The following is a 20646-nucleotide window of genomic DNA, read 5'->3' as shown; positions in this document are numbered from 1 at the left end:
GTTGGCAAACGACCGCGACCACACGCGACCTTGTAGATTGTACACGATTTGTCAGACTTACCGACACAATAAAATGTCAACTATTAGCGACAGTAGAAGAGACGGGACATGACTTCGCGGCATTGACGCATAACAGCCATTAAATCGTTTTCAAAAACGCGACCTTGGTTTGGATCGTACCCAAGATAAGTTGCGATTCCGCCTAAAGAATAAGAGTCTGTTGGAATAACATCCGCGCGCTCCAAGGAACCAGACCACAAGAAGTTCGCATTTCGCACTGCAGAACACATATGCCAGCATTTTTCTAACACATTTGCGTCTTCATCTTCGATCAAATTCAATTCTTTAAGCGCTTTCAACGCTTGCATTGTGCCAACTACTCGCAAGGACTCGTATTTTCCAGCATATTGCAATTGCAAAAGCTGAACAGTCCACTCAACATCGCTTAAACCACCGCGACCAAGCTTCAAATGTCTGTCTCTACTAACGCCTCTTGGTAAGCGTTCTGCTTCCATACGCGCTTTAAGCTTACGAATTTCCGCCAATTGAGATTCGCTAAGAGCATCTGGTGAATAGCGCAAGTCGTTTACTACTCCGCTTAGCAGATCATCTGCCAAATCTTTCGACCCTGCAGCAAAACGCGCGCGCAAAAGTGCTTGATTTTCCCACGTACTAGCCCACTTTTGGTAATAATGCTCACACGATTCTAGAGAACGCACAAGCGGACCATCTTTACCTTCTGGTCGCAAATCTAAATCGACCATGATTTTTGGTTCTAAAGTAAGAGGACCTTGCAGAATATTGCGCAATATGTCTACAGTAGTCTGCGCGAAACGGTGAGCAAGATCAGATACGGAATCATATTCAATCTTGCAATCATCACCATTAGACGTCGGCTTATAAACAACCATCATATCCGCATCCGAGCAGAAGTTAACTTCCCTTCCGCCATAACGTCCTAGGGCAATAATGGCAATCGAAGCTTTACTCTCGTCTAAGCCCATTTTTAAAGACGCATCTTTCATAGACCATTGCAGAGCAGCATCAAGTACAGCATCAAACACATCACTCATCGCTTGCATAGAAGTATCATCGTCGATAATCCCGCACATCCAAGCAAGTGCTACTCGCTCAATTTCTTGCCTTCTTAAAGCGCGCAAAAATTGTGCAAAATCCGCAATACTGCTTGAATATCTTGCAACCATTGCTCGCGTTTGCATATCTAGACTTTCTCTGCCTCTAGGTGTAAGAGCCGAATCGTCTCCAAGCCAAGTTATTGACTGTATAGACTTCATCATTGCATCGCCTAAATAACGCGAATCAGACAAAACATGACAAAGCCTGCGAGCTGCGCTAGGAGAATCACGCAAAAATCCAAGATATGTGTTTTTTCCACCAAAACGCTCGGAAAGTCGCCTAAAAGCAAGCAAACCCATGTCGGGATTTTGCCCTTCTCCAAGCCATTTCAACACTGCTGGGAGCAAAATTCTGTGGATTTTAGCAGCGCGTGAAAGTCCATCAGTAAGCGCTTCAACATGCATTTGTGCAGCTTTTGCATCAGCAAAACCGATCGATGCAAAGCGAGCGCGAGCAGCTTCTGCAGACAACACAATAGGATCCGCATCCGTTTGCGCATTGATTGGCAGCATTGGACGGTAGTAAATATCTTTATGCAAGTGCCTAATTTCTCGGCGCGCTTTGTCGAATCGTGCAACAAGCTCTTCTGGCTTAAGTCTAACAGATCTAGCAAGACGCCTGATTTGTTCGTTATTGTTAAGCTCTTCCGCACTAATGCTTCTAGCGCGATCTAATCCACCATTTCCTTGGGCACCTAAATCTGGGAATAAATGAGTGCGTTGCATACTCCACATTTGCTGGCGATGTTCAAGAACACGCTCAAAACGGTAGTGTTCTGCCAAAATTGCAGCTTGCGACCTAGAAACGTATCCTCCAGCAGATAGTGCATTAAGCGCGCCTAAAGTATCTCTAACTCGCAAAGACTTATCTTCACTTCCGTGCACAAGTTGCAGCATTTGAACTGTAAACTCAACATCTCGCAATCCTCCGCGCCCAAGCTTCATGTCTAAATCTCGCTGAGACACAGGGATCAAAGACTCTACTCGCTGTCGCATATGTTGGCAATCTGCAACAAAGTGTTCTCTACCAGACGCTTTCCAAATAAGCGAATCTGCCATTTGTCTATAATCTTTACCTAGCTGCGCATCTCCTGCAGCTGGCCTCGACTTCAGCAATGCTTGAAACTCCCAGCTACTTGCCCACTTTTCGTAGTATTCGTGATGTGATTCCAAGCGCCTAACAAGAGGTCCATCTTTGCCTTCTGGTCTTAGCGCTGTATCAATTTGCCATAATGGTGGCTCCGCACAACCCATAACAACCGATTGACACACTTTTTGCAAAACAAGTGCAATAGAAGACCCAACTCGCAAAGCTTCATCTTGTTTAACGCCATTAGTTGGTTCTACTACATATATTAAGTCAATGTCTGAAACGTAGTTTATTTCTTGCGCTCCCAATTTTCCCATTGCTATTATTGCAAACCTGCAGCAACAAGATCCAGAAACTTGCCCGCGCGCAATCGCAAGCGCAGCTTCAAGAGCCGCATCCGCAGCATCCGAAAGTTTACGACTTATGTCTGGCTGTAATTCTACAGGGTCTGCGCTCGCCAAATCATATGCCATAATTGCGGCAATATGCTGGCGATATCTCGCTCTAAGAGCACAAACAGCTTGTGCAAAAGGCATAGAGCTTATTGGAACAGTGCACGAATTGCAATTCTTTTCGTCATCTTTTTCTTCGTTTACTACTGTTGCACTATAAGATTGAATAGCTTGAAGTAAATCCGAAACACGTTCTTCTAAAGTCATGTGTAGTAAGTGATTTGGGTCATTTGCTGCAGCGTTTATTAAATCGGTGTGCGTTCTCATTAGCATCGCAAATGATTTAGATGCTCCAAGAACTTGCATTAAAGACGCAAGTGTGCTTGTTATTAATGAATTATTCGAGTTCTCCGCAATATTTTCAACAGTTTTTTTCTGAGATTGATATATATCTTTAAACGCTAAAATTGCGTAATCTGGATCTTCTACTCTATTTATGCTTTCTAAGATTTTGAGCACATTAATTGAGTTATTCTCACAATTTTTGCAAATATCTTCTATGGTTTTACGAGCAGATTCTGGACGAGCAAATCCAGCTTTAACTAGAGTTCTGTATGATAAGTCAGTTTCTTTAGCAAAACTTAAATTAAAATCCGCATGCTGTTTTAAATCAGTGCCTAAATTATGATCTAGATCGCTATTACTGCTTTTTTGACTGCTCATAACGCCACTGTACATTGTGGTGCAGTACAACATGATCCTTGCACTGCACCACAAATCTACAAATTTACACTATCTTAGTAAAAAGTGGCTTAACGTTTGACCAAATGCTTCTGGTAACACCAGGACGATTCATTGTGTACAAGTGTATCCCATCTACGCCTTCCGCAACTAAATCGTTAATCTGTTGAGACGCAAATATGCTTCCAGCGTCTTGCAAGACTTCTGGGTTACTTCCCCATCGCTCAATCATTGCTAAAACTGGCTCACTTATTTTAGAAGAGCACATTTTTGTCATTCGCTTAACTTGATTAGCATTTACAACAGGCATAACTCCAGCTTCAATTGGAACGTTAATGCCAGCTTTTCTAGCTAAATCCCTAAAGTGCAAAAAGTCATCATTATTGTAAAAAAGTTGCGAAATCAAGTGAGTTACTCCAGCATCAACTTTTCGCTTTAGATTATCGATGTCTTCTTGCAAAGTAGCAGCTTCTGGATGTTTTTCTGGGTAGCATGCACCCAAAATAGGCAAATCTGGGCGCTTTGAGTGAATATATGATACTAAATCGCTTGCATGATTAAATACTCCAGCAGCATTCTGATTTTCAATAACGTCTCCGCGCAAAGCTAAAACGCCACTAACGCCTGCCTTATCAAACATATCTAAAGCTTCGTCAACATCGTCATAATCCAAGTATCTTGCTGTTAAGTGAGCAACAGTTTTAATGCCATACTCCGATTGAATAGTGTTGGCGATTCTAGCAGTAGCAGTTCGATCCGAAGATTTTCCAGTTCCATAAGTTACAGATATAAAATCTGGATCCAATCCCCTTAAGCCATCTAAAGTGTCGTAAATCGTACCTATTGGAGATGTTCTTTTAGGCGGAAACACCTCTAGCGAAAACTTTGGTTTGTACGTCATTTTAGACTACCGCCCAATTCGCTTCTAACTTTTTTAGCTGCCGAAACAAGATTTTGCAAGCTAACCCAAGTTTCTGCATTTCCGCGAGTTTTCAAGCCACAATCTGGATTAATCCACAGCTTGTCTGCTGGCATTTTGTGCAAAATCTCGTGAATCCTGTTAACAATCTCATCTTCGCTAGGAACGCGAGGAGAGTGAATATCATAAACACCAGGGCCAGCTTCTGTTTCAAAGTTCGCGTTATGAATAGCGTCCAAAACAACTAGATCTCCGCGCGAAGCTTCAAACGATATCACGTCCGCATCCATTGCATCAATGTCTCGAATAATGTCGTTGAATTCCGAATAGCACATATGAGTGTGGATTTGCGTAGTAGCAGCTACGGCAGAGTGCACAAGACGGAAAGCTGCAATCGCCCAGTCCAAATACTTCTTATGCCAATCCGAGCGTCTAAGCGGAAGCTTTTCTCGTAGCGCTGCCTCATCGATTTGAATTACGCGAATTCCAGCACGCTCCAAGTCCAAGACTTCATCTCGAATAGCAAGAGCAAGCTGCTGAGTTTGCTCTTCGTGCGTAATATCTTCGCGAGGCCAAGACCAGTTAAGAATCGTAACAGGCCCCGTTAGCATGCCTTTCATAACATGGTTTGTGCGGCTTTGAGCATACGCACTCCACTCTACTGTGATTGGCTGCGCTCTAGAAACGTCGCTCCAAACGATTGGAGGCTTTACGCATCGAGTTCCATAAGACTGCACCCAAGCGTTTTTTGTAAACTTAAATCCGTGCAAATGCTGGCCAAAGTATTCAACCATGTCGTTTCGCTCAAATTCGCCATGTACAAGAACGTCTAAGCCAATGCGCTCCTGGTGTTCTATGCACTCGTCTATTTGCTTGGCAATAAACGCGTTGTATTCTTCTTTGCTAATTTCGCCTTTTCTATAAAGCGCTCGAATCGATCTTATTTCTTTTGTTTGAGGGAAGGATCCGATAGTTGTTGTAGGCAAATCAGACAATCCTAATGCTTCTTTTTGTAATTTTTGACGCTCCGCGCGAGATGGCTTTCGCTCAAAATTTTCTGGCTTAAGGCTTGCGATTCGCGCTTTAACATTTTCGTCTACTTTTACTCTAGACCCATCGAATAATGCCTGATTTTGCGCTAATTCCTCGCTGTTTTTAAGCTCATCATCATTCAAAACGCAAAGCTTAGCGATTTCGCTTACTTCCTTCAGCTTTTCTACAGCAAACGCAAAATGCTTTAATACGTCTTCGCCAAGCTCTTCTCCATCCGTACTAAATGGAACATGCAAAAGCGAGCATGCAGTGGAAACAGCTATGCGATTAGTAACGTTTTTTTGCAAAGCATCTAGCAAGCCAAGGCTTTGCGCGTAATCATTTTTCCAAATGTTTCTGCCGTTTACAACTCCTGCAAAAATAGTTGTTTTCTCGTTTACTCCATATTTTTGCAAAGCTTCAAGGTTTTCTTCTTTGCCTTCTACAAAATCTAAGCCAATTGCATCAAATGCCAAATCGTTTAGTGTTTTGTACGAGTCTAAAATATTGCCAAAATAAGTGTTAAGCAAAATTTTAACGTTTTCAGCATTATCCGCGCTTTCAAATCTGCTTTGAAGAATCGGATTATATAAGTCGCTAAAAATCCTTAAATCTCCATCTTCTTTATCTAAGCACAAGTATGGTTCGTCGAATTGCAACCATTTTGCTCCAAGACTTGCAAATCGTTTTACAATATCGCAATACGCGTTTGCTAATGCTTCAATCGTCTCTTTGTTTGCTTCTAATTCTTGTGCTTGCGGGGTGCGCGCTAGTTTTAAGAAGGTGTATGGTCCAATCAACACTGGTTTTGTTTCAATTCCGAGTGCTTTTGCTTCATTGAACTCGTCGAATGGTTTTGTGCCAGCTAAATGCAAATCTTGCGGATTTTCTACTTCTGGAACAATGTAGTGGTAGTTGGTTGTGAACCACTTTTTCATTGGAAGCGCTGTTACGTCTCCGCGTTCACCTTGATATCCGCGTGCGATTGCAAAAAGCGTATCTTCTGCATTTTCAAACTCTAGATTCTTGTACCGTTCTGGCACTGCACCAAGCAGGATTGCTGTGTCTAGCATTTGATCGTAATAGCTAAAATCATTACTTGGTATAAGTTCTATTCCAGATTCTGTTTGGATTTTCCAATGTTTTTTGCGCAAATCTTTTGCAACTTGTCTTACTTCTTCTAGAGTTGCGTCTTTTTTCCAATAGCGTTCAATAACTTTTTTAAGCTCGCGATTTGCGCCGATTCGTGGGAATCCCTGTACGGACGTAAGAACAGTATGCATATATCCTCCAAATAATTAACAACCTGATTCAGCCTAGCAAACATTTGGCTTAATGAGGTCATTAGCTATTTGGGGGTGTCGTTATAACCTAAACTTATATGCAGATTTATGCAGATGATTCGTGTGGATTTTATGCAAATTTTATAAGGATTTTATGCAAATTTATGCGTATTTTACTATTCAAAATCCTTTGGGGTTATAATTCCCAACGCTTTAGCTCCTCGCAAACCGCAAGATGCAAAAGGTACGTCGGATACTAAAACAATAATCGAAGCATTAGCTAATCCGAGTCGCATTGTTCCTAATATATCAGGATCTGAATCTGGAGAAGAAAGCCATTGCGCAGCCATCGACATTGTTGGCTCATGACCAATAATCATTGTTATTCTAGAATCGCTCCTAATCGCACAAAGCTCATCCATTACAGACTGCATTCCGCCATCATATAAGCTCTTTCTTGACGCTACTATTGGAGAATCTCCGAACTTTTTAAGCATTTTGTGCATCGTTTGTTCGGTGCGATTTGCACTTGAACAAATAATGTAGTCTGGAACAAGCTTTAAAGATTGCAAACCTTTTGCCATGATTTTTGCTTGTTTTAAACCTTTATCGCTAAGGTCCCTTCCCCAATCGTCTCCCATTGTTGGCGGCTGTGCTTTTGCGTGGCGCATTAGTAGTAGCACATATTTTGCGTGCTTTACTTTTTTAACGATTTTTTTGATTGACGCCGCCATTTTAATCTCCTCAGTCTTCAGTTAAGCCTTATCAGGCTTTGGATTTGAGTTAGGTAATTGTGCGATTTGCAAATCTAAATCTCTAAGGACTTTTCTAAGCTTTCTATCGGATATATCTCTAAGAGACAAGTCTTCTAACTGTTCTGCGCGCTCTTCGGGAGTTAAGTCATCAATATCGCTAACAGTATCTTTTGTAGCACGATCGCGCTTTTTTAACGCATTAAATCCTTGCGCCATTGCGCGCGAAATAACCAAAAAACCAGTATGACCTATCATTGCGTGATCTGGTCTAACTGCTAAATCTTGTGCTTTCCAAGTTCTTTCTAACGTTTCTTGAATCTCTGGTTCTGTCCAAACTCCCGAAGCTCGCAAACTTTGTGCCATTCTAGACATTTGCGTTGTGGTTGTTACGTACGCAACCAATACTCCACCTGGAGCAATAACTCTATAAGCCTGTTCAAGCCTGTTCCAAGGATCAAGCATATCTAGCATAATGCGATCAAAATAGCCTTCTGGAAGTGACTTTGCTACTGAGTCAAAATCTCCAGTTAAAAGATTCCACCATTCTGGTTTTTCGCCATAGTAAATTGTTGCGTTTAGTTGCGCGATTCTAGCAAAATCAGGCCTAAGCTCTATTGTTGTAAGCTCACCACTTTGACCAACAGCGTCTAAAAGACTTAAACTCATTGCGCCAGATCCTGCTCCCGACTCTAAAACACGCATTCCAGAGCGAATATCTCCTAAAGAAATCACTTGTGCAATATCTTTTGGATACATGATTTGAGCGCCTCTTGGCATAGATAAAACGTAATCCGCCAATCGCGGACGCATAACTACATAATCCCATCCGCCTATTGCGCGGGCTGCCATCCATGGCTTGTTTGATTCTTTAGATGCGTCAAGCTGCTTATTGCTACGCTCAAAATCACGTTTTGTGCTAACTGTTGTTACTACAACACCTTGAGTTTTGCCAATAACATCGTCGTGCAAAATAATGCCGTGTTCGGTTTGTGTAACTCCGCCTTTAGTAAGCTGTGCTGTGATTCGCTTGCCTTTTCTATCGGTGAATTGGATTTTTTCACCAACTTGCAAAACTCCTCTACGTGCATAGCTTTCGTACACAAAACACCTCGCTTATCTTCAGAACGACTTTTACTATTATAAGCTAACGGTTGTAAGTGGCATTGCTGAATCGATTGCAAAATCTGGAGCGGACGGACGAACGCCTGCTTCCACCAAATTCACACCAAGCATTGCCACCATTGCTCCGTTATCTGTGCAAAGCTTAAGCTCTGGCAAACGAACTTCGATTCCATGCTCTTTGCCTTGCTCTAAAAGATGTTCTCTAAGTTGCGAGTTTGCAGAGAATCCGCCACCAATCAACAAAGTTTTTGAACCGTATTGCTCGCAGCCCATCATAGCTTTGCGAGAAAGAACATCCGCAACAGAGTTTGCTAAAGACGCACAAACGTCGTCAACTGGTATTTCTAAGCCTTGTGCTTGGCGAGCTTCCACCCAACGCGCAACAGCAGTTTTGACACCCGAAAAACTAAAGTCGTAAGGATGCTCTTTGCCAGAACGACCTTGCGTAAGACCTTGTGGAACTTTCAAAGTATTTGGATTTCCAAGGCGCCCGTGCCTATCAATATGCGGACCCCCTGGGTAAGGGAATCCAAGCAATCTAGCTACTTTATCAAAGCATTCGCCAGCTGCGTCGTCTAATGTTGTTCCAACAACATCTATACTGCGCGCAATGTTATTAACATGCAAAAGAGAAGTGTGACCTCCCGAAACTATAAGCGCTAGAACGTCTTTAGGTACATCGCCAAATTGCAATTGTGTTACTGCAATGTGTCCAATAACGTGGTTTATTCCATAAATCGGCTTTTTTGCTGCACTTGCTAGTGCTTTAGCTCCCGAAACTCCAACAGCTAAGCATCCTGCTAATCCCGGACCTGCACTTACTGCTATAGCGTCAATATCGCTTAAATCCATATTTGCATCTGCTAATGCTTTTGATACCACTGGCACGAATGCTTCTGCATGCGCGCGTGATGCGATTTCTGGTATAACACCACCGTAGCGTGCGTGTTCTTGCATTGAGGATGCTACAACGTTAGAAACTAATGTTCTTCCTTTAACGATTGCGGCTGCCGTTTCATCGCAAGTTGATTCAATGCCTAAAACTATTGGCTCGCTTGTTTTATTCATTGTTTCACTCATTATTATCCTCACTTTTAGCGCTGTTATAAGCTTCGCTAGATTCTTCTAAGCTTTTTGAGCTTTTTAAATTTTCTAAGTCTTCTAAATCGTCTATTTGTGCGCACATTGTATATGCGTCTATTCCTTCTGGCATATAGTATCTTTTTCTTAATCCCATTTTTGTAAAACCGAATTTTTCATACAGTTTTAGCGCTGGATTGTTATTTACCCTAACTTCTAAAAGCATTCGTTTTGCGCCTATTGATTTTGCATTTTCAATCATAGTTTTTAGAAGATTGCTTGCAATTCCTCGCTTTTGATATTCTTTTGCAACACCTATTGTCATTATTTGAGCGTCGTCGCCATCAAACCAAAATCCCGCATACCCAGCTACCGTATTTGTGTTTAGATCAACATCTGCATAATACGCGCGCATTGGTGCTTGTAACTCTTGCAAAATCATGTTCTTGTTCCAGCATCCTGGTCCAAACAAGTCTGCTTCGATTTTTGCAATTTGAGAAACTATTGCTTCATATTTTGCATAATCAATTTTCTCTATTGCGCAGCTTTGACTATTTGATGCACAAGCTGGATATTTTGAGCGAGTTATGTCTACAATCATATGTGTACTTCGCTTGAATCCTATTTTTCCGCCACTTTTGTAGCAGCGCCAGATCCCAAAACGTGCTTCAACGGGTTTGGAACAGATACGTCTGGTCTTCTTAAATAAAGCGGTTCAATAACGTCTTTTTGACTTGCGCACAGCTTAAATATCTCTAATCCTTTTACGCCTAAATCAAGAGCACTCACCTCTGTAATTAAGCATATATTCCCGATTTTCTTCCAATCTTCAGCGTATTTTTTAGCACCATGGCCTGCAACGCAAACGCAATAATCGCAAATATTATTTGATTCAAAATATTGATTTACTCTTTCAACAATATTTGCAGGATAATCAATGTCCATTTCTATTACTGCACAACCACTATCGTCATATAAACTCATATAAACTTGGCGTCTTCTAGCGTCATTTAACGAAAGAACATACGTGTGTTTAGCTACGCGAGATTCATTATTTTCGACTATTTCACTATTAGAGATAACGCCATCTTTAAGCGATTCTTCAAAAGCGCCAGAACGAATCATTAAACTTTGTGGAAGCAAACTGTTGCATCCTAGAATCTTTGCGTTATTCGCAAAAGCAATCGCCTTAGCTGCAACCAACCCAGCTCTTAAACCTGTAAAAGGAGCAGGGCCTACTCCAACTACAATCTCGTCTATTTGATTAAGCTCTAGATCAGCATTTTTTACTGCAAAATCAATGTTTACTTGCAACTTTTCAACATGTGTACGCGAATCCGTTTCCACTATTGGCTTATAACCTACAACTCCAACTGTTGAACCATATGACGTATCTATAATCAGCGTATTGCTCATTTTTGTTCCTTAAATTAACCAACCAATTTAGCTTACTCTTAATCAAGAATTTTTAAGCGATCGCACCAGTCTCCTCCGACTGGAACAAGCGTTACAACGCGCTTGCCTTCACTTGTAAACTCATTTGACTTTTCTTTATCAATCGGTCTATCAATATGAATTTCAAGACGAACATCAGCAAGAACACCAGCCATCTGTTCTCCCCACTCCATAAGCACAACAGTTCCCTCTCCTGGTTCTTCCAATGCTTCATCTAAACCTAAAGATTCAAGCTCATCTAAAAGCCTAGAAACAGTGTCTTGCCCTGGAGCATAATCTTTTCCACCAAGCCTATAAGCATCTACATGAATAAGATTCGCAACTTTTCCATCAGAAAATGTGCCTTTTAGCTCTCTAGCAATAGTAAAAGTCGGGGAAACTATCGGATCTTTTATTCCCAAGCCCTGTCCAAAACCTTGCGCGAACGTTGTTTTTCCAGCACCAAGTGGACCAGAAAGCAAAATAACATCTGTCTCATGCACTATTTTTGCAATAGTTTTTCCAAGATCTCGCATACACGAATCAGTTGGAATTACTAGCTTTTTGATATTATGATTTTCCAAAATCACACACTTTCATATTAGACTTTTAACACTCTATGTTTTAACACTTTATGCTTTTAAAATTTTCACATTAACGCCCACGACAAGCAATCATGCTAATGCATTTTTCTAAAGCGTAATCAGCATCACTTGTTCCGCCTTTGCATTGCTCATCTGCCCACGCTAAACATTTAAAACACTTACGAATCCCATCATCATTCCATCCACCTAAATCTCTCATAGCCATTTTTAACGCCCAAGGGTTAACTTTTGCTTGAGCATTAGAAATTTCCCCGTTTTTAACAGCTATAGCCTTTGTAATTATTCGCATTTTTGCAGCCAAAGCCCCAATCAATGCTATAGCATCAACGCCTTGTAAAATCGCTCTTCTTGATGCAAGAATAGCTTGAGCATAGTTACCTTCTGCAGCTTTATCTGCTACAAAAAATCCAGTTACTTGCGGATCCGATATTAAATATTGGTCAACTATTTTTAGTGTGATTGGGTTATCTTCAAAATCAAAGCACAATTGAGAACAAAGAGCCGCTAATTGATCGGTTTTCCCACCTAAGACTTCTGTTATGCGTCCAGCTGCTGCAGGCTCTATACTACGATTTTGCCTTTCAAAAAGACTTAGCACAAAATTCAATCTTGCATCATCTTTTTTAAGATCTGGTACAGTTATTTTACTTACTCCAGCTTTTTCAAGTTTTGTAACAATTGACTTTCCTTTAACACCTCCTTCGTGGCGCGCAATAACCCAGCAATCATTGTTATTAGATTTAGATTCTCTAGTACAAAACCCTATTATTGCTTCGACTAAATCTTCATTAGCTTGTTCAAGATTATTAATAACAACAATTGTTCCGCTAGAAAAAAGTGATGGTCCTGTAGCAGTTATAAAAGCATATTTATCGGCATTTAATGCGTCTAAATTTATAACATCTGCATCTGGGTAGGAGCCTAATATGCGAGTTTTTAAGTCGCGCGCGTTTAAATCATTTAAATACGCATCACCGCCAACCACAACTGTAAATGGCGCAAATTTTTTTAACGCTTGCATACGTACTCCTTAAGAATATTTATATTCTCACGATTTAACTAACGCGACTATCCTTGTTTTTATTTAATCCGCTTAATTTTGCACGCCTATTAATTGTACAAACTATATAAAACTTAAAACACTTAATCATTCAAAAAGTTTTGTTGAATCATTTATAAGCTGCTTAAAACGATTTGACTTAACTTGTAAAAGTATCCTTAAACTATTATATGATTCACTTTTTCTAAAATATTTATTTATGATAAGTACTAATAAAAAGATAGCGAATTCAGCAAACGCAATTAGCCACGCTCCTAAAGATCCATTAACCCAAGGTATTGTTCCAATTTGTAAATCTCCCAAATACCATGCGCAATTTGCCATAATGTTTGTTCCAAAAGATGAAATTGTGGCAAAAATCAGAGAAATAGAATAACTCCAATTAGCGCATATAAGCGAAAGCAGACCAAATATTGTTGCAAAATCAACAAAAGGTGCAACAATTAAATTCGCTATAACAGATATAAAAGATACTTGCGGTTGCATTAATATTTGTACAGGAAGCGTAAAACACTGTGCACACAACGTTATGCTTAATGCGCTTGCAAGACTAGACGGCATATATCTTAAAAAGATTCTTCTTAAAGACATTCCACAAACAATTATTCCAAAAGTTGCGCAAACAGAAAGAGCAAACGAATAATCCCATGCATATTTTGGACAAATAAAAAGAACACTTATAACAGTTATACTTAAAGCACTAGCAGACTGGTATTGTCTAGAAAACATTAATGCCCCGGCAGAAATTAAACCCATTATAAGCGCTCTAAGAACAGATGCCGACGGATACACAATACACGATAAAAGAATATGACCACAAGCTTCAAATATTGCGCTCACTACTCTTGGCAAAAGCAAAAAAGCACATGTCTTACGAATAACGCAAGATAAAAGCAAAAAATGTCCTCCAGAAACCGCCATAAGGTGCATTATTCCAGCTATTTTGAATCTTTGTTTCATAGTATTCGCATAAGTGCTATCGATACTAACTTTTCGTAAATCTTCTACATCACTTAAATGCTCTTGTCCCAAAAGTCCTACAGTAAGACCAGGAACAAGCATTTGACCCTGTTCGTCTAAAGAACTAGTCACATTGTAAAATTCTTTCCACAATGTATTTAGTAATCTCTTAAAAAGATTAGCTTTTTCAATAACTTCTACTTTATATAATTTCGTTTTATCTGTTTTGTTTGCTTTAGGAACTTGAATGTCTATCGCATGAGAGTCAAATTTTGAAATCGAAATTTTTCCAAAACTACTTATCTTGTATCCGTAGTTCATTATTTTGCAATCTGGATTAAAAGCGTAAAGTTTAGCAGACACAAAGCTTTTACTCCTACTAATAACTTTTTCTTTATCCATAATTTCAATCTGTTTTACATTCACGTTTAATACGCAATCCCCCTTAAAGGATTGCGATACTCTTGGAGGAGACGTTATATCCATAAGCAATCTGATGAATTGAACATCGTTTTTTCTATTAAATTTATATTCTGTATCACTTTGCTTTAGATCTTTAATAGCATTAAAAACAGGGTCCATATGTTCTATGTTTAGAATAATTGAACACATTATAAAAGCTGCTAGAAACGTACAAAAACTTGTTAAAAAAGCATGCTTGTATCCTATTATTTTTAATTTTTTAATTAACTCATAAAACTTTGATTTTATGCGACTTTTGTAATCAGTTGTATTCTTTAAGCGGCACGTAAAAATGCAATTTCCCATTGAAAAAATAGTATAAAAGCACAAAAGAGCAAATGATAATATTGCGATTATCATACAGAAAAAATCTTGTTGTGAATCAACTATAAATCGAGCGAATAAGCAACCAAACCATACGCTAAACGCAATAGGAACAAGCCTAAAATCTTTGTTTCCATTTTCAAGATCCCAATATAATTCTTTCATTTTCCAACCTTAAAAATCACATAAATTTACTTAATGCAGATTGCTGATTTAAGTTTTAAAAAAGTCTTTTGCCCAATTCCTTTAACTTGCATAAGATCTTCAACCCGCTTAAAAACACGCAACTTTTTACGCATATCTAATATTCTTTGAGCCATTTTTGGCCCTATACTTTTTAGAGTTTGTAATTCTTCCAACCCTGCTGTGTTTATATTTATGCAACCGCTTTTATCTTTGTTGACACTATTATTTTTGCTTATATCATTTTCATTAATTTTGTGCGTGCTATCACTAAAATCTTCATTTTTATTTTTAACAGTTAAATCTTTAGTCTCATTTGTATATAAGTCTTTTTTAGAATCCTCTTTAGAATCATTGCTATATTCATCATCATCTTTATTATTTGATTCAAATTTTTTACTTAAAGATTTAACTTTAGATTCTCTCTGTGCTTGATAAGAATAAATCTTGTTATAAGTTCTAGATTGACATATGAGCATGGTTAAACTTGATGCTAAGAATACTACGAGAATTAGCATAATAGACAAAGCATGTACTGGTTTTATTCGTAATCTAACGAGATTTCTTGTTTCAAAATTATTTCGTTTATTAAGATTATCAATATTTGAAGCAGAATCTTTTGAGCTTATGCAAAAATCAGCAAGCTGATAATCTATAGAATTGTTTTTCTCTTGTGCCAATATGCGATTTTTAGAATCATCATTCAAAGTATTTTGCAAATAATTTGAATTTTCATAATTATTATTTAAAGCATCAATAGCTGCCAATCTTTCTAGAACGTTACTATTGTTTTTGTTCATTTTAACCACCTCCTTCGTTTCAGACTATTTATTTTTGATTGTTAAATAAAAAAAAAGATGCTTACCTCCACTATTAAATGAAGATAAGCATCTTTCAAGTAAAATTAACCAATGTGGTTAAAGGCTATTTTGCCTAGAAAACATTGAGTTTCAGCTTTCATCTGGCACAATAGACACAATCTTTGGTGCTTTCACGATTACCTTGCGCGGCTTCTTTCCACCCAAGCGATCAGCTACGGCCTCTAAAGCAAGCTTTTCAAGCTCACTAGCATCAATATTCGGGTCAACTTCAAGCTTTGCGCGAACCTTGCCCTTGATTTGCACAACAGCTGTAACAGTATCCGCACCAACGTAGCGGGAATCTTCAACTGGCCAATCTGCGTGAGCAATCGACTTAGTATGTCCAAGCTTGCTCCACATTTCTTCACAAATATGCGGTGCAATTGGAGAAAGCATAAGAACAAGCGGCTCAACTGCTGCGCGAGGCACGTGAGGCAGAGACGTTAAGTGATTATTCAACACAATCAGCTTAGCAATCGCAGTGTTTGGACGCATTGCTTCCATTTCTACAGTTACTTCTGCAATCGTGTTGTTAAGAAGCTTTAGCGTCTTTTCGTCCAAAGCATCTTCTGTTACTACGCAAGCGCCAGTTTCTTCGTTTACAACGTTACGCCACAAGCGTTGCAAGAATCGCATGCCTCCAACAACGTTACGCGTATTCCATGGGCGAGACTCAGAAAGTGGACCCATGCTCATTTCATACAAACGGAACGTGTCTGCACCGTAGTTTTCGTACATGTAGTCTGGAGTCACAATATTCTTTAGGCTCTTACCCATCTTTCCAAACTCGCGATTCACGGTTTCGCCGTGCCAAGTAAATGTTGGCTCACCAGCGCCGTTATTAGCGCCTTCCTCAACCTCATCAGCTGGCACGTACTGCCCGCGCTCATCCGTGTAAGCGTAAGCCTGAATCATACCCTGGTTAAACAAGCGATGGAAAGGCTCAGCAGAATCAACGTAACCCAAGTCGTAAAGCGCCTTATGCCAGAAGCGCGAGTAAAGCAAGTGCAAAACTGCATGCTCTACGCCTCCAACATAAAGGTCAACGCCTCCAGAAACATGTTCCTTGCCTGGTCGATTCGTACCCATCCAATAGTCGTATTCGTCGCTGTCAACCATATGCTCAGCGTCGTTTGGATCCAAGTAACGCATGTAATACCAGCATGAACCAGCCCAGTTTGGCATAGTGTTGGTGTCGCGATAGTAGGTTTTTACACCGTCACCAAGATCAAGCTGAACTTTAACCCAATCCTCGTTTCGGCTCAAAGGTGCTTCAGGCTCAGAATTTGCGTCGTCTGGAGCGTAAGTTTTTGGCTGATAATCTGGAACGTCTGGCAATGCAATTGGAAGCTCACTATCCGGCACAAGGTGAGCAACACCATCCTCATCATAAACGATTGGGAATGGCTCACCCCAGTAGCGCTGCCTAGAGAACAGCCAATCGCGAAGTCTGTAAGAAACCTTACCAACGCCTACGCCTGCTGCTTCAAGCCAAGTCGTCACTTTTTTAATAGCTTCATCTACGCGCAAACCGTTAATAGACAAAGCGTCACCGAGCTTATAAGTATGCTCCACAGAAGAGTTAATAACAATTCCATCGTGAGAAACAAACGGAGCTTTGCCATCATAATCTTCTAGCTTTTCGACAGAATCAGGCAAAGGCTTAACAGTGTAAATTACAGACAAGCCGAAAGCTTTAGCAAAATCATAATCGCGCTGGTCACCGCCAGGAACTGCCATAATTGCGCCCGTTCCATAACCCATAAGCACATAATCTGCAACAAACAGCGGAAGTTTTGCTCCAGTTACAGGATTAATTGCGTAAAGACCAGTAAACAAACCAGTTTTTGCACCAGCGTCTTCCGTACGATCTTTAGCGGTTTTAGCGCGAGCTTGAGCCTGATACTCTGCCAATCCTTCCTTAAGGCTTGCGTAGCCACCCTTCCAGCTTTCTGGAACGCTAGCTTCCCACGCTTCTGGAACGTGCTCAAGAATCGGGTGATCTACAGAAACAACAGCAAAAGTTGTACCAAAAAGCGTATCTGGACGAGTAGTGTATACTTCCAAATCGCGCATTTCACCATCTGCACATTCAACTTCAAAATGCACGGAAGCACCGTGAGATTCGCCAATCCAGTTTCGCTGCATAAGCTTAACTTTTTCTGGCCAATCAATAGTATCCAAATCTTCAACCAAGCGATGAGCATAAGCTGTAATTCGCATGGACCACTGACGAAGATTGCGCTGGAATACTGGGAAGTTTCCGCGCTCAGATTTACCTTCTGCAGTAACTTCCTCGTTTGCAAGCACAGTTCCCAATCCTGGACACCAATTTACAGGAGACTTAGAAATGTAAGCAATGCGGAAGTCATTCAACACATCCGCTTGCTCTACTTTATTGAGCTCTTCCCACTTTTTGTCAGCAAAACCAGGAATTTCGCGCTTTGCGCTCTTAAACTCATCAACTAACTCAGCAATTGGTCGAGCAGAACCTTTACCGCCATCTTTGCGTACAAAATCAGGGTCATACCAAGCGTCATAAAGCTTCGAGAAAATCCATTGAGTCCAACGAACGTAGTTTGTATCAATAGTTGCAAAAGATCTACGATCGTCAAAGCTCAATCCCATGCGATGCAACTGCCTGCGCATATTTGCAATATTTGCCTCAGTAGTAATGCGAGGATGCTGACCTGTTTGAACAGCATATTGTTCTGCAGGAAGTCCAAAAGCGTCGTAGCCCATCGCGTGAAGAACATTCTCACCCTTCATACGGTGATATCGGCTCACAACATCCGTTGCCAAATATCCAAGAGGATGTCCAACATGTAAGCCCTTTCCAGAAGGATAAGGGAACATGTCCATTGCAAAGAAAGAAGGACGGCCACAAGCCAATCTGCCTTCGCCATCCTTCAAATCGCCCTTAACATTAGCAGCCCAGAACGTGCCTTGCTCATCCCAAGTCTTTTGCCAGCGCTGCTCAATATCTTGTGCGAGCTGCGCATTGTAACGAAAAGCTGGCTCAGCAATAGTAGCTTTATTGTCAGCTGTTGAATACTGTTGATCGTTGTCTTCCATAAACAAGCACTATAGCGACTCATATCGTCAATTTGCAACACTTTTTACAACTTTTATCCATATTTTATTGTGTTTTTTGAAAGTTTTAATGCACAATTCACAAAATACTCTTATTTAGCGTTTTTCATAAAAATCATTACTACAATTGTTTTAAACGTTCAACATAAGATTTTATTAAGAATAATGTGATTTAACGAGGTTAGTTATGAAGGTATCAAAGAACACACTTTTATTAATCGCATGCATTGTATGGTGTTTTGCTGGATTCAACATTCTTAGGATTGGTATTATTGCATACTCAAACTTTTTATCTCCTATTAATTTCGCTTTATCTTTAGCTGTTTTTGCAATATTCCAAGTGTTTATTTTCGGAAAACTTGTTAAAAAACATACTGCTAGGATTAACGCATACAAAGAAAACAAGCAATTTTTCCTTAAATTCTTTGACGTTAAATCTTTTATAATCATGGCTTTTATGATGACTTTTGGAATTGTTCTTCGTGCAACAAATATAGCTCCAGAACAATTTATAGCCGTATTTTATACGGGATTAGGTTCTGCTCTTACTCTAGCAGGATTGCTTTTTGGGTATCATTTTGCTAAAACTGCATGTCCGCGTTACAAAAACACTCATACTATGCAATAGCGCTTACAAACACTTGTAACAACATCAACATTACTAAGAAATATTTGACTATCACTCTACGTAAGGAAGTTACTATGAACCATGTTATGAAACGTTATATTAATACGTCTTTGTTGTATACTGTCTTCGCCATGATTGGCGGCGTCTTTTATCGCGAATTTACAAAATTTAATGCTTTCCATGAAAAGACTGTGCTTGCTATAGTTCACACACACTACTTTATGCTTGGAATGGTTGTTTTTCTGTTACTCATACTATTTGAGAAAAACTTCAGTTTTAGTAACGAAAAAACTACGAGAATCTTAATAACTTATCATATTGGACTCAACCTAACAGCAGTAATGATGATTACTCGTGGAATTGCACAAGTAATGCGTCTACATCTCAGTCCATCTATAGATTTTTCCATAACTGGTTTAGCAGGAATCGGACACATCCTACTTGGCGTAAGTATTGTACTAATCTTATTGCAAATTAAACGCAGCATCGCTCATTGTGCTAATACTTCATTAGAATAGTGATGATAGGAATAATTTAGTTTATTCATAAAATATTTATTAAGTGTGTAACTATAAGCCGCATATGCTACTACATTAAGAAGGTTGCTATGAGTAATAACGTGTATAAAAAGAGTAGATCATACGCACCAGAACGATTCTTTGAATGCGAAGGTCGTGGCCTTAATTGGCTTCGAGAAGCTTACGACTATGGCGGGCCTAAAGTAGCTAAAGTTTTTGATTGGGGAAAAGACTACTTAAACATTGAACGCATTGAAACTACAAGCCCTACTCCTTTAGCATCGTTTGAATTTGGAGCATCTTTGGCGCATATGCACGATTTCGGTGCGAAATATTTTGGGGAGCCACCTGCAGATTATGATGGCACATGCTATTTTGGACCATTAAGCGACCCTGTAAAAATGGATTGTGGCACTTGGAGTAATGTTATTGACTATTTGGCAGAAGGCAGACTTTTACCAATGGTAAATCTTGGTATTTCTAGAGGAAGCCTTACAAAAAGCGATTTAGATCTTACAAATAAAGTTATTGATGCTATGCCAGATTTGCTGGGAAAAGCATCTGAAGATAAACCAGCGCGAGTCCATGGAGACTTGTGGAGTGGAAATGTGCTTTGGACTAAAAGCGAAGATGGCGAACACACAGAAGCTGTTTTAATTGATCCTGCAGCTCACGGCGGCCATCGTGAGGAAGACTTAGCAATGCTGCAACTGTTTGGGATTAGCTATTTTAAGCAGATTTTAGATGGCTATCAATCTGTTCATCCATTAAAATCTGGTTTTGAAAATCGCATGACAATTTGGCAGCTCTACCCTATTGCTGGACATTGTGTCTTCTTTGGTGGAGGCTACGTTAGCGAATACCGAGATATGTGCTTGGATTTGCTTAATCGCTAAATTTGCATTAGATAATTTAATAGACACTAATATAAAAGTAAGCACAAAACTAAAATTTACGAAAGGCCTTAAC

General features: G+C 39.8%; 16 protein-coding genes. 3 read left to right on the top strand and 13 right to left on the bottom strand.

The features are described from left to right. Nucleotides 1-83: 83 nt before the first annotated feature. The 13 genes from HXT53_RS03310 to leuS form a co-directional block, all read right to left on the bottom strand. Complete coding sequence (locus HXT53_RS03310; protein WP_174143019.1) at nucleotides 84-3356, bottom strand: bifunctional [glutamine synthetase] adenylyltransferase/[glutamine synthetase]-adenylyl-L-tyrosine phosphorylase; 3273 nt, start codon at nucleotides 3354-3356, stop codon at nucleotides 84-86. Between the two features lie 49 nt (nucleotides 3357-3405). Further along, nucleotides 3406-4260: a methylenetetrahydrofolate reductase [NAD(P)H] gene (metF, locus tag HXT53_RS03305; RefSeq protein ID WP_421780681.1), complete on the bottom strand. Its 855-nt coding sequence runs from the start codon at nucleotides 4258-4260 to the stop codon at nucleotides 3406-3408. Beyond that, nucleotides 4257-6593, bottom strand: a complete 2337-nt coding sequence (gene metE, locus HXT53_RS03300) for a 5-methyltetrahydropteroyltriglutamate--homocysteine S-methyltransferase (RefSeq protein WP_004111780.1) — start codon at nucleotides 6591-6593, stop codon at nucleotides 4257-4259. Before metE ends, metF begins: the two co-directional genes overlap by 4 nt. A gap of 176 nt (nucleotides 6594-6769) precedes the next feature. Further along, nucleotides 6770-7327, bottom strand: a complete 558-nt coding sequence (locus tag HXT53_RS03295; protein ID WP_004117220.1) for a SixA phosphatase family protein — start codon at nucleotides 7325-7327, stop codon at nucleotides 6770-6772. Between the two features lie 21 nt (nucleotides 7328-7348). Then, nucleotides 7349-8449: a tRNA (adenine-N1)-methyltransferase gene (locus tag HXT53_RS03290; RefSeq protein ID WP_004111782.1), complete on the bottom strand. Its 1101-nt coding sequence runs from the start codon at nucleotides 8447-8449 to the stop codon at nucleotides 7349-7351. Nucleotides 8450-8485: 36 nt separating this feature from the next. Next, on the bottom strand, nucleotides 8486-9550 hold the full coding sequence (tsaD, locus tag HXT53_RS03285; RefSeq protein ID WP_013399577.1) for a tRNA (adenosine(37)-N6)-threonylcarbamoyltransferase complex transferase subunit TsaD: 1065 nt from the start codon (nucleotides 9548-9550) through the stop codon (nucleotides 8486-8488). Beyond that, nucleotides 9543-10151 (bottom strand): ribosomal protein S18-alanine N-acetyltransferase, encoded by a 609-nt coding sequence (rimI, locus tag HXT53_RS03280; protein WP_004111784.1) that lies wholly within the window; start codon nucleotides 10149-10151, stop codon nucleotides 9543-9545. The genes tsaD and rimI overlap by 8 nt, the downstream gene beginning before the upstream one ends. 20 nt (nucleotides 10152-10171) lie before the next feature. Then, on the bottom strand, nucleotides 10172-10966 hold the full coding sequence (gene tsaB, locus HXT53_RS03275; protein WP_174142834.1) for a tRNA (adenosine(37)-N6)-threonylcarbamoyltransferase complex dimerization subunit type 1 TsaB: 795 nt from the start codon (nucleotides 10964-10966) through the stop codon (nucleotides 10172-10174). Nucleotides 10967-11004: 38 nt separating this feature from the next. After that, a complete protein-coding gene (tsaE, locus tag HXT53_RS03270) occupies nucleotides 11005-11520 on the bottom strand; it encodes a tRNA (adenosine(37)-N6)-threonylcarbamoyltransferase complex ATPase subunit type 1 TsaE (RefSeq protein ID WP_020760277.1) in 516 nt (171 codons plus the stop codon). 118 nt (nucleotides 11521-11638) lie between these two features. Further along, on the bottom strand, nucleotides 11639-12610 hold the full coding sequence (gene holA, locus HXT53_RS03265; RefSeq protein ID WP_004115218.1) for a DNA polymerase III subunit delta: 972 nt from the start codon (nucleotides 12608-12610) through the stop codon (nucleotides 11639-11641). A 126-nt stretch (nucleotides 12611-12736) separates the two neighbouring features. Next, nucleotides 12737-14560 carry a ComEC/Rec2 family competence protein gene (locus tag HXT53_RS03260; protein WP_004115221.1) on the bottom strand — a complete coding sequence of 608 codons (1824 nt, stop codon included), beginning with the start codon at nucleotides 14558-14560 and terminating at the stop codon, nucleotides 12737-12739. A 26-nt stretch (nucleotides 14561-14586) separates the two neighbouring features. Beyond that, entirely contained in the window at nucleotides 14587-15378 is a 792-nt protein-coding gene (locus tag HXT53_RS03255) for a ComEA family DNA-binding protein (RefSeq protein WP_004115235.1), read from the bottom strand. A gap of 150 nt (nucleotides 15379-15528) precedes the next feature. Continuing rightward, nucleotides 15529-18513 (bottom strand): leucine--tRNA ligase, encoded by a 2985-nt coding sequence (gene leuS / locus HXT53_RS03250; protein WP_101891917.1) that lies wholly within the window; start codon nucleotides 18511-18513, stop codon nucleotides 15529-15531. 205 nt (nucleotides 18514-18718) lie between these two features. On the opposite strand from leuS, the gene HXT53_RS03245 reads away from it, so the two are divergent. From HXT53_RS03245 to HXT53_RS03235, 3 genes are all read left to right on the top strand, one after another. Beyond that, nucleotides 18719-19159 carry a hypothetical protein gene (locus HXT53_RS03245; protein ID WP_004111796.1) on the top strand — a complete coding sequence of 147 codons (441 nt, stop codon included), beginning with the start codon at nucleotides 18719-18721 and terminating at the stop codon, nucleotides 19157-19159. Nucleotides 19160-19233: 74 nt separating this feature from the next. Continuing rightward, nucleotides 19234-19677, top strand: coding sequence for a DUF2871 domain-containing protein (locus tag HXT53_RS03240; protein ID WP_101891916.1), 444 nt, complete (start codon nucleotides 19234-19236; stop codon nucleotides 19675-19677). An 89-nt stretch (nucleotides 19678-19766) separates the two neighbouring features. Further along, nucleotides 19767-20573, top strand: a complete 807-nt coding sequence (locus HXT53_RS03235; protein ID WP_101891915.1) for a fructosamine kinase family protein — start codon at nucleotides 19767-19769, stop codon at nucleotides 20571-20573. Nucleotides 20574-20646 lie beyond the last annotated feature (73 nt).

This window comes from Gardnerella sp. KA00390, from assembly GCF_049244075.1.
Classification (GTDB): Bacteria; Actinomycetota; Actinomycetes; order Actinomycetales; family Bifidobacteriaceae; genus Bifidobacterium; species Bifidobacterium vaginale.
Note: the sequence above shows the minus strand (reverse complement) of the source record. Positions and strands in the feature narration are given on the sequence as shown.

Excerpts from the sequence above, each read along its gene's own strand:
- HXT53_RS03310 (WP_174143019.1), bottom strand. The coding sequence starts at position 3,356 with ATGTACAGTGGCGTTATGAGCAGTCAAAAAAGCAGTAATAGCGATCTA.
- metF (WP_421780681.1), bottom strand. The coding sequence starts at position 4,260 with ATGACGTACAAACCAAAGTTTTCGCTAGAGGTGTTTCCGCCTAAAAGA.
- metE (WP_004111780.1), bottom strand. The coding sequence starts at position 6,593 with ATGCATACTGTTCTTACGTCCGTACAGGGATTCCCACGAATCGGCGCA.
- HXT53_RS03295 (WP_004117220.1), bottom strand. The coding sequence starts at position 7,327 with ATGGCGGCGTCAATCAAAAAAATCGTTAAAAAAGTAAAGCACGCAAAA.
- tsaD (WP_013399577.1), bottom strand. The coding sequence starts at position 9,550 with ATGAGTGAAACAATGAATAAAACAAGCGAGCCAATAGTTTTAGGCATT.
- rimI (WP_004111784.1), bottom strand. The coding sequence starts at position 10,151 with ATGATTGTAGACATAACTCGCTCAAAATATCCAGCTTGTGCATCAAAT.
- tsaB (WP_174142834.1), bottom strand. The coding sequence starts at position 10,966 with ATGAGCAATACGCTGATTATAGATACGTCATATGGTTCAACAGTTGGA.
- tsaE (WP_020760277.1), bottom strand. The coding sequence starts at position 11,520 with ATGCGAGATCTTGGAAAAACTATTGCAAAAATAGTGCATGAGACAGAT.
- holA (WP_004115218.1), bottom strand. The coding sequence starts at position 12,610 with ATGCAAGCGTTAAAAAAATTTGCGCCATTTACAGTTGTGGTTGGCGGT.
- HXT53_RS03260 (WP_004115221.1), bottom strand. The coding sequence starts at position 14,560 with ATGAAAGAATTATATTGGGATCTTGAAAATGGAAACAAAGATTTTAGG.
- HXT53_RS03255 (WP_004115235.1), bottom strand. The coding sequence starts at position 15,378 with ATGAACAAAAACAATAGTAACGTTCTAGAAAGATTGGCAGCTATTGAT.
- leuS (WP_101891917.1), bottom strand. The coding sequence starts at position 18,513 with ATGGAAGACAACGATCAACAGTATTCAACAGCTGACAATAAAGCTACT.
- HXT53_RS03245 (WP_004111796.1), top strand. The coding sequence starts at position 18,719 with ATGAAGGTATCAAAGAACACACTTTTATTAATCGCATGCATTGTATGG.
- HXT53_RS03240 (WP_101891916.1), top strand. The coding sequence starts at position 19,234 with ATGAACCATGTTATGAAACGTTATATTAATACGTCTTTGTTGTATACT.
- HXT53_RS03235 (WP_101891915.1), top strand. The coding sequence starts at position 19,767 with ATGAGTAATAACGTGTATAAAAAGAGTAGATCATACGCACCAGAACGA.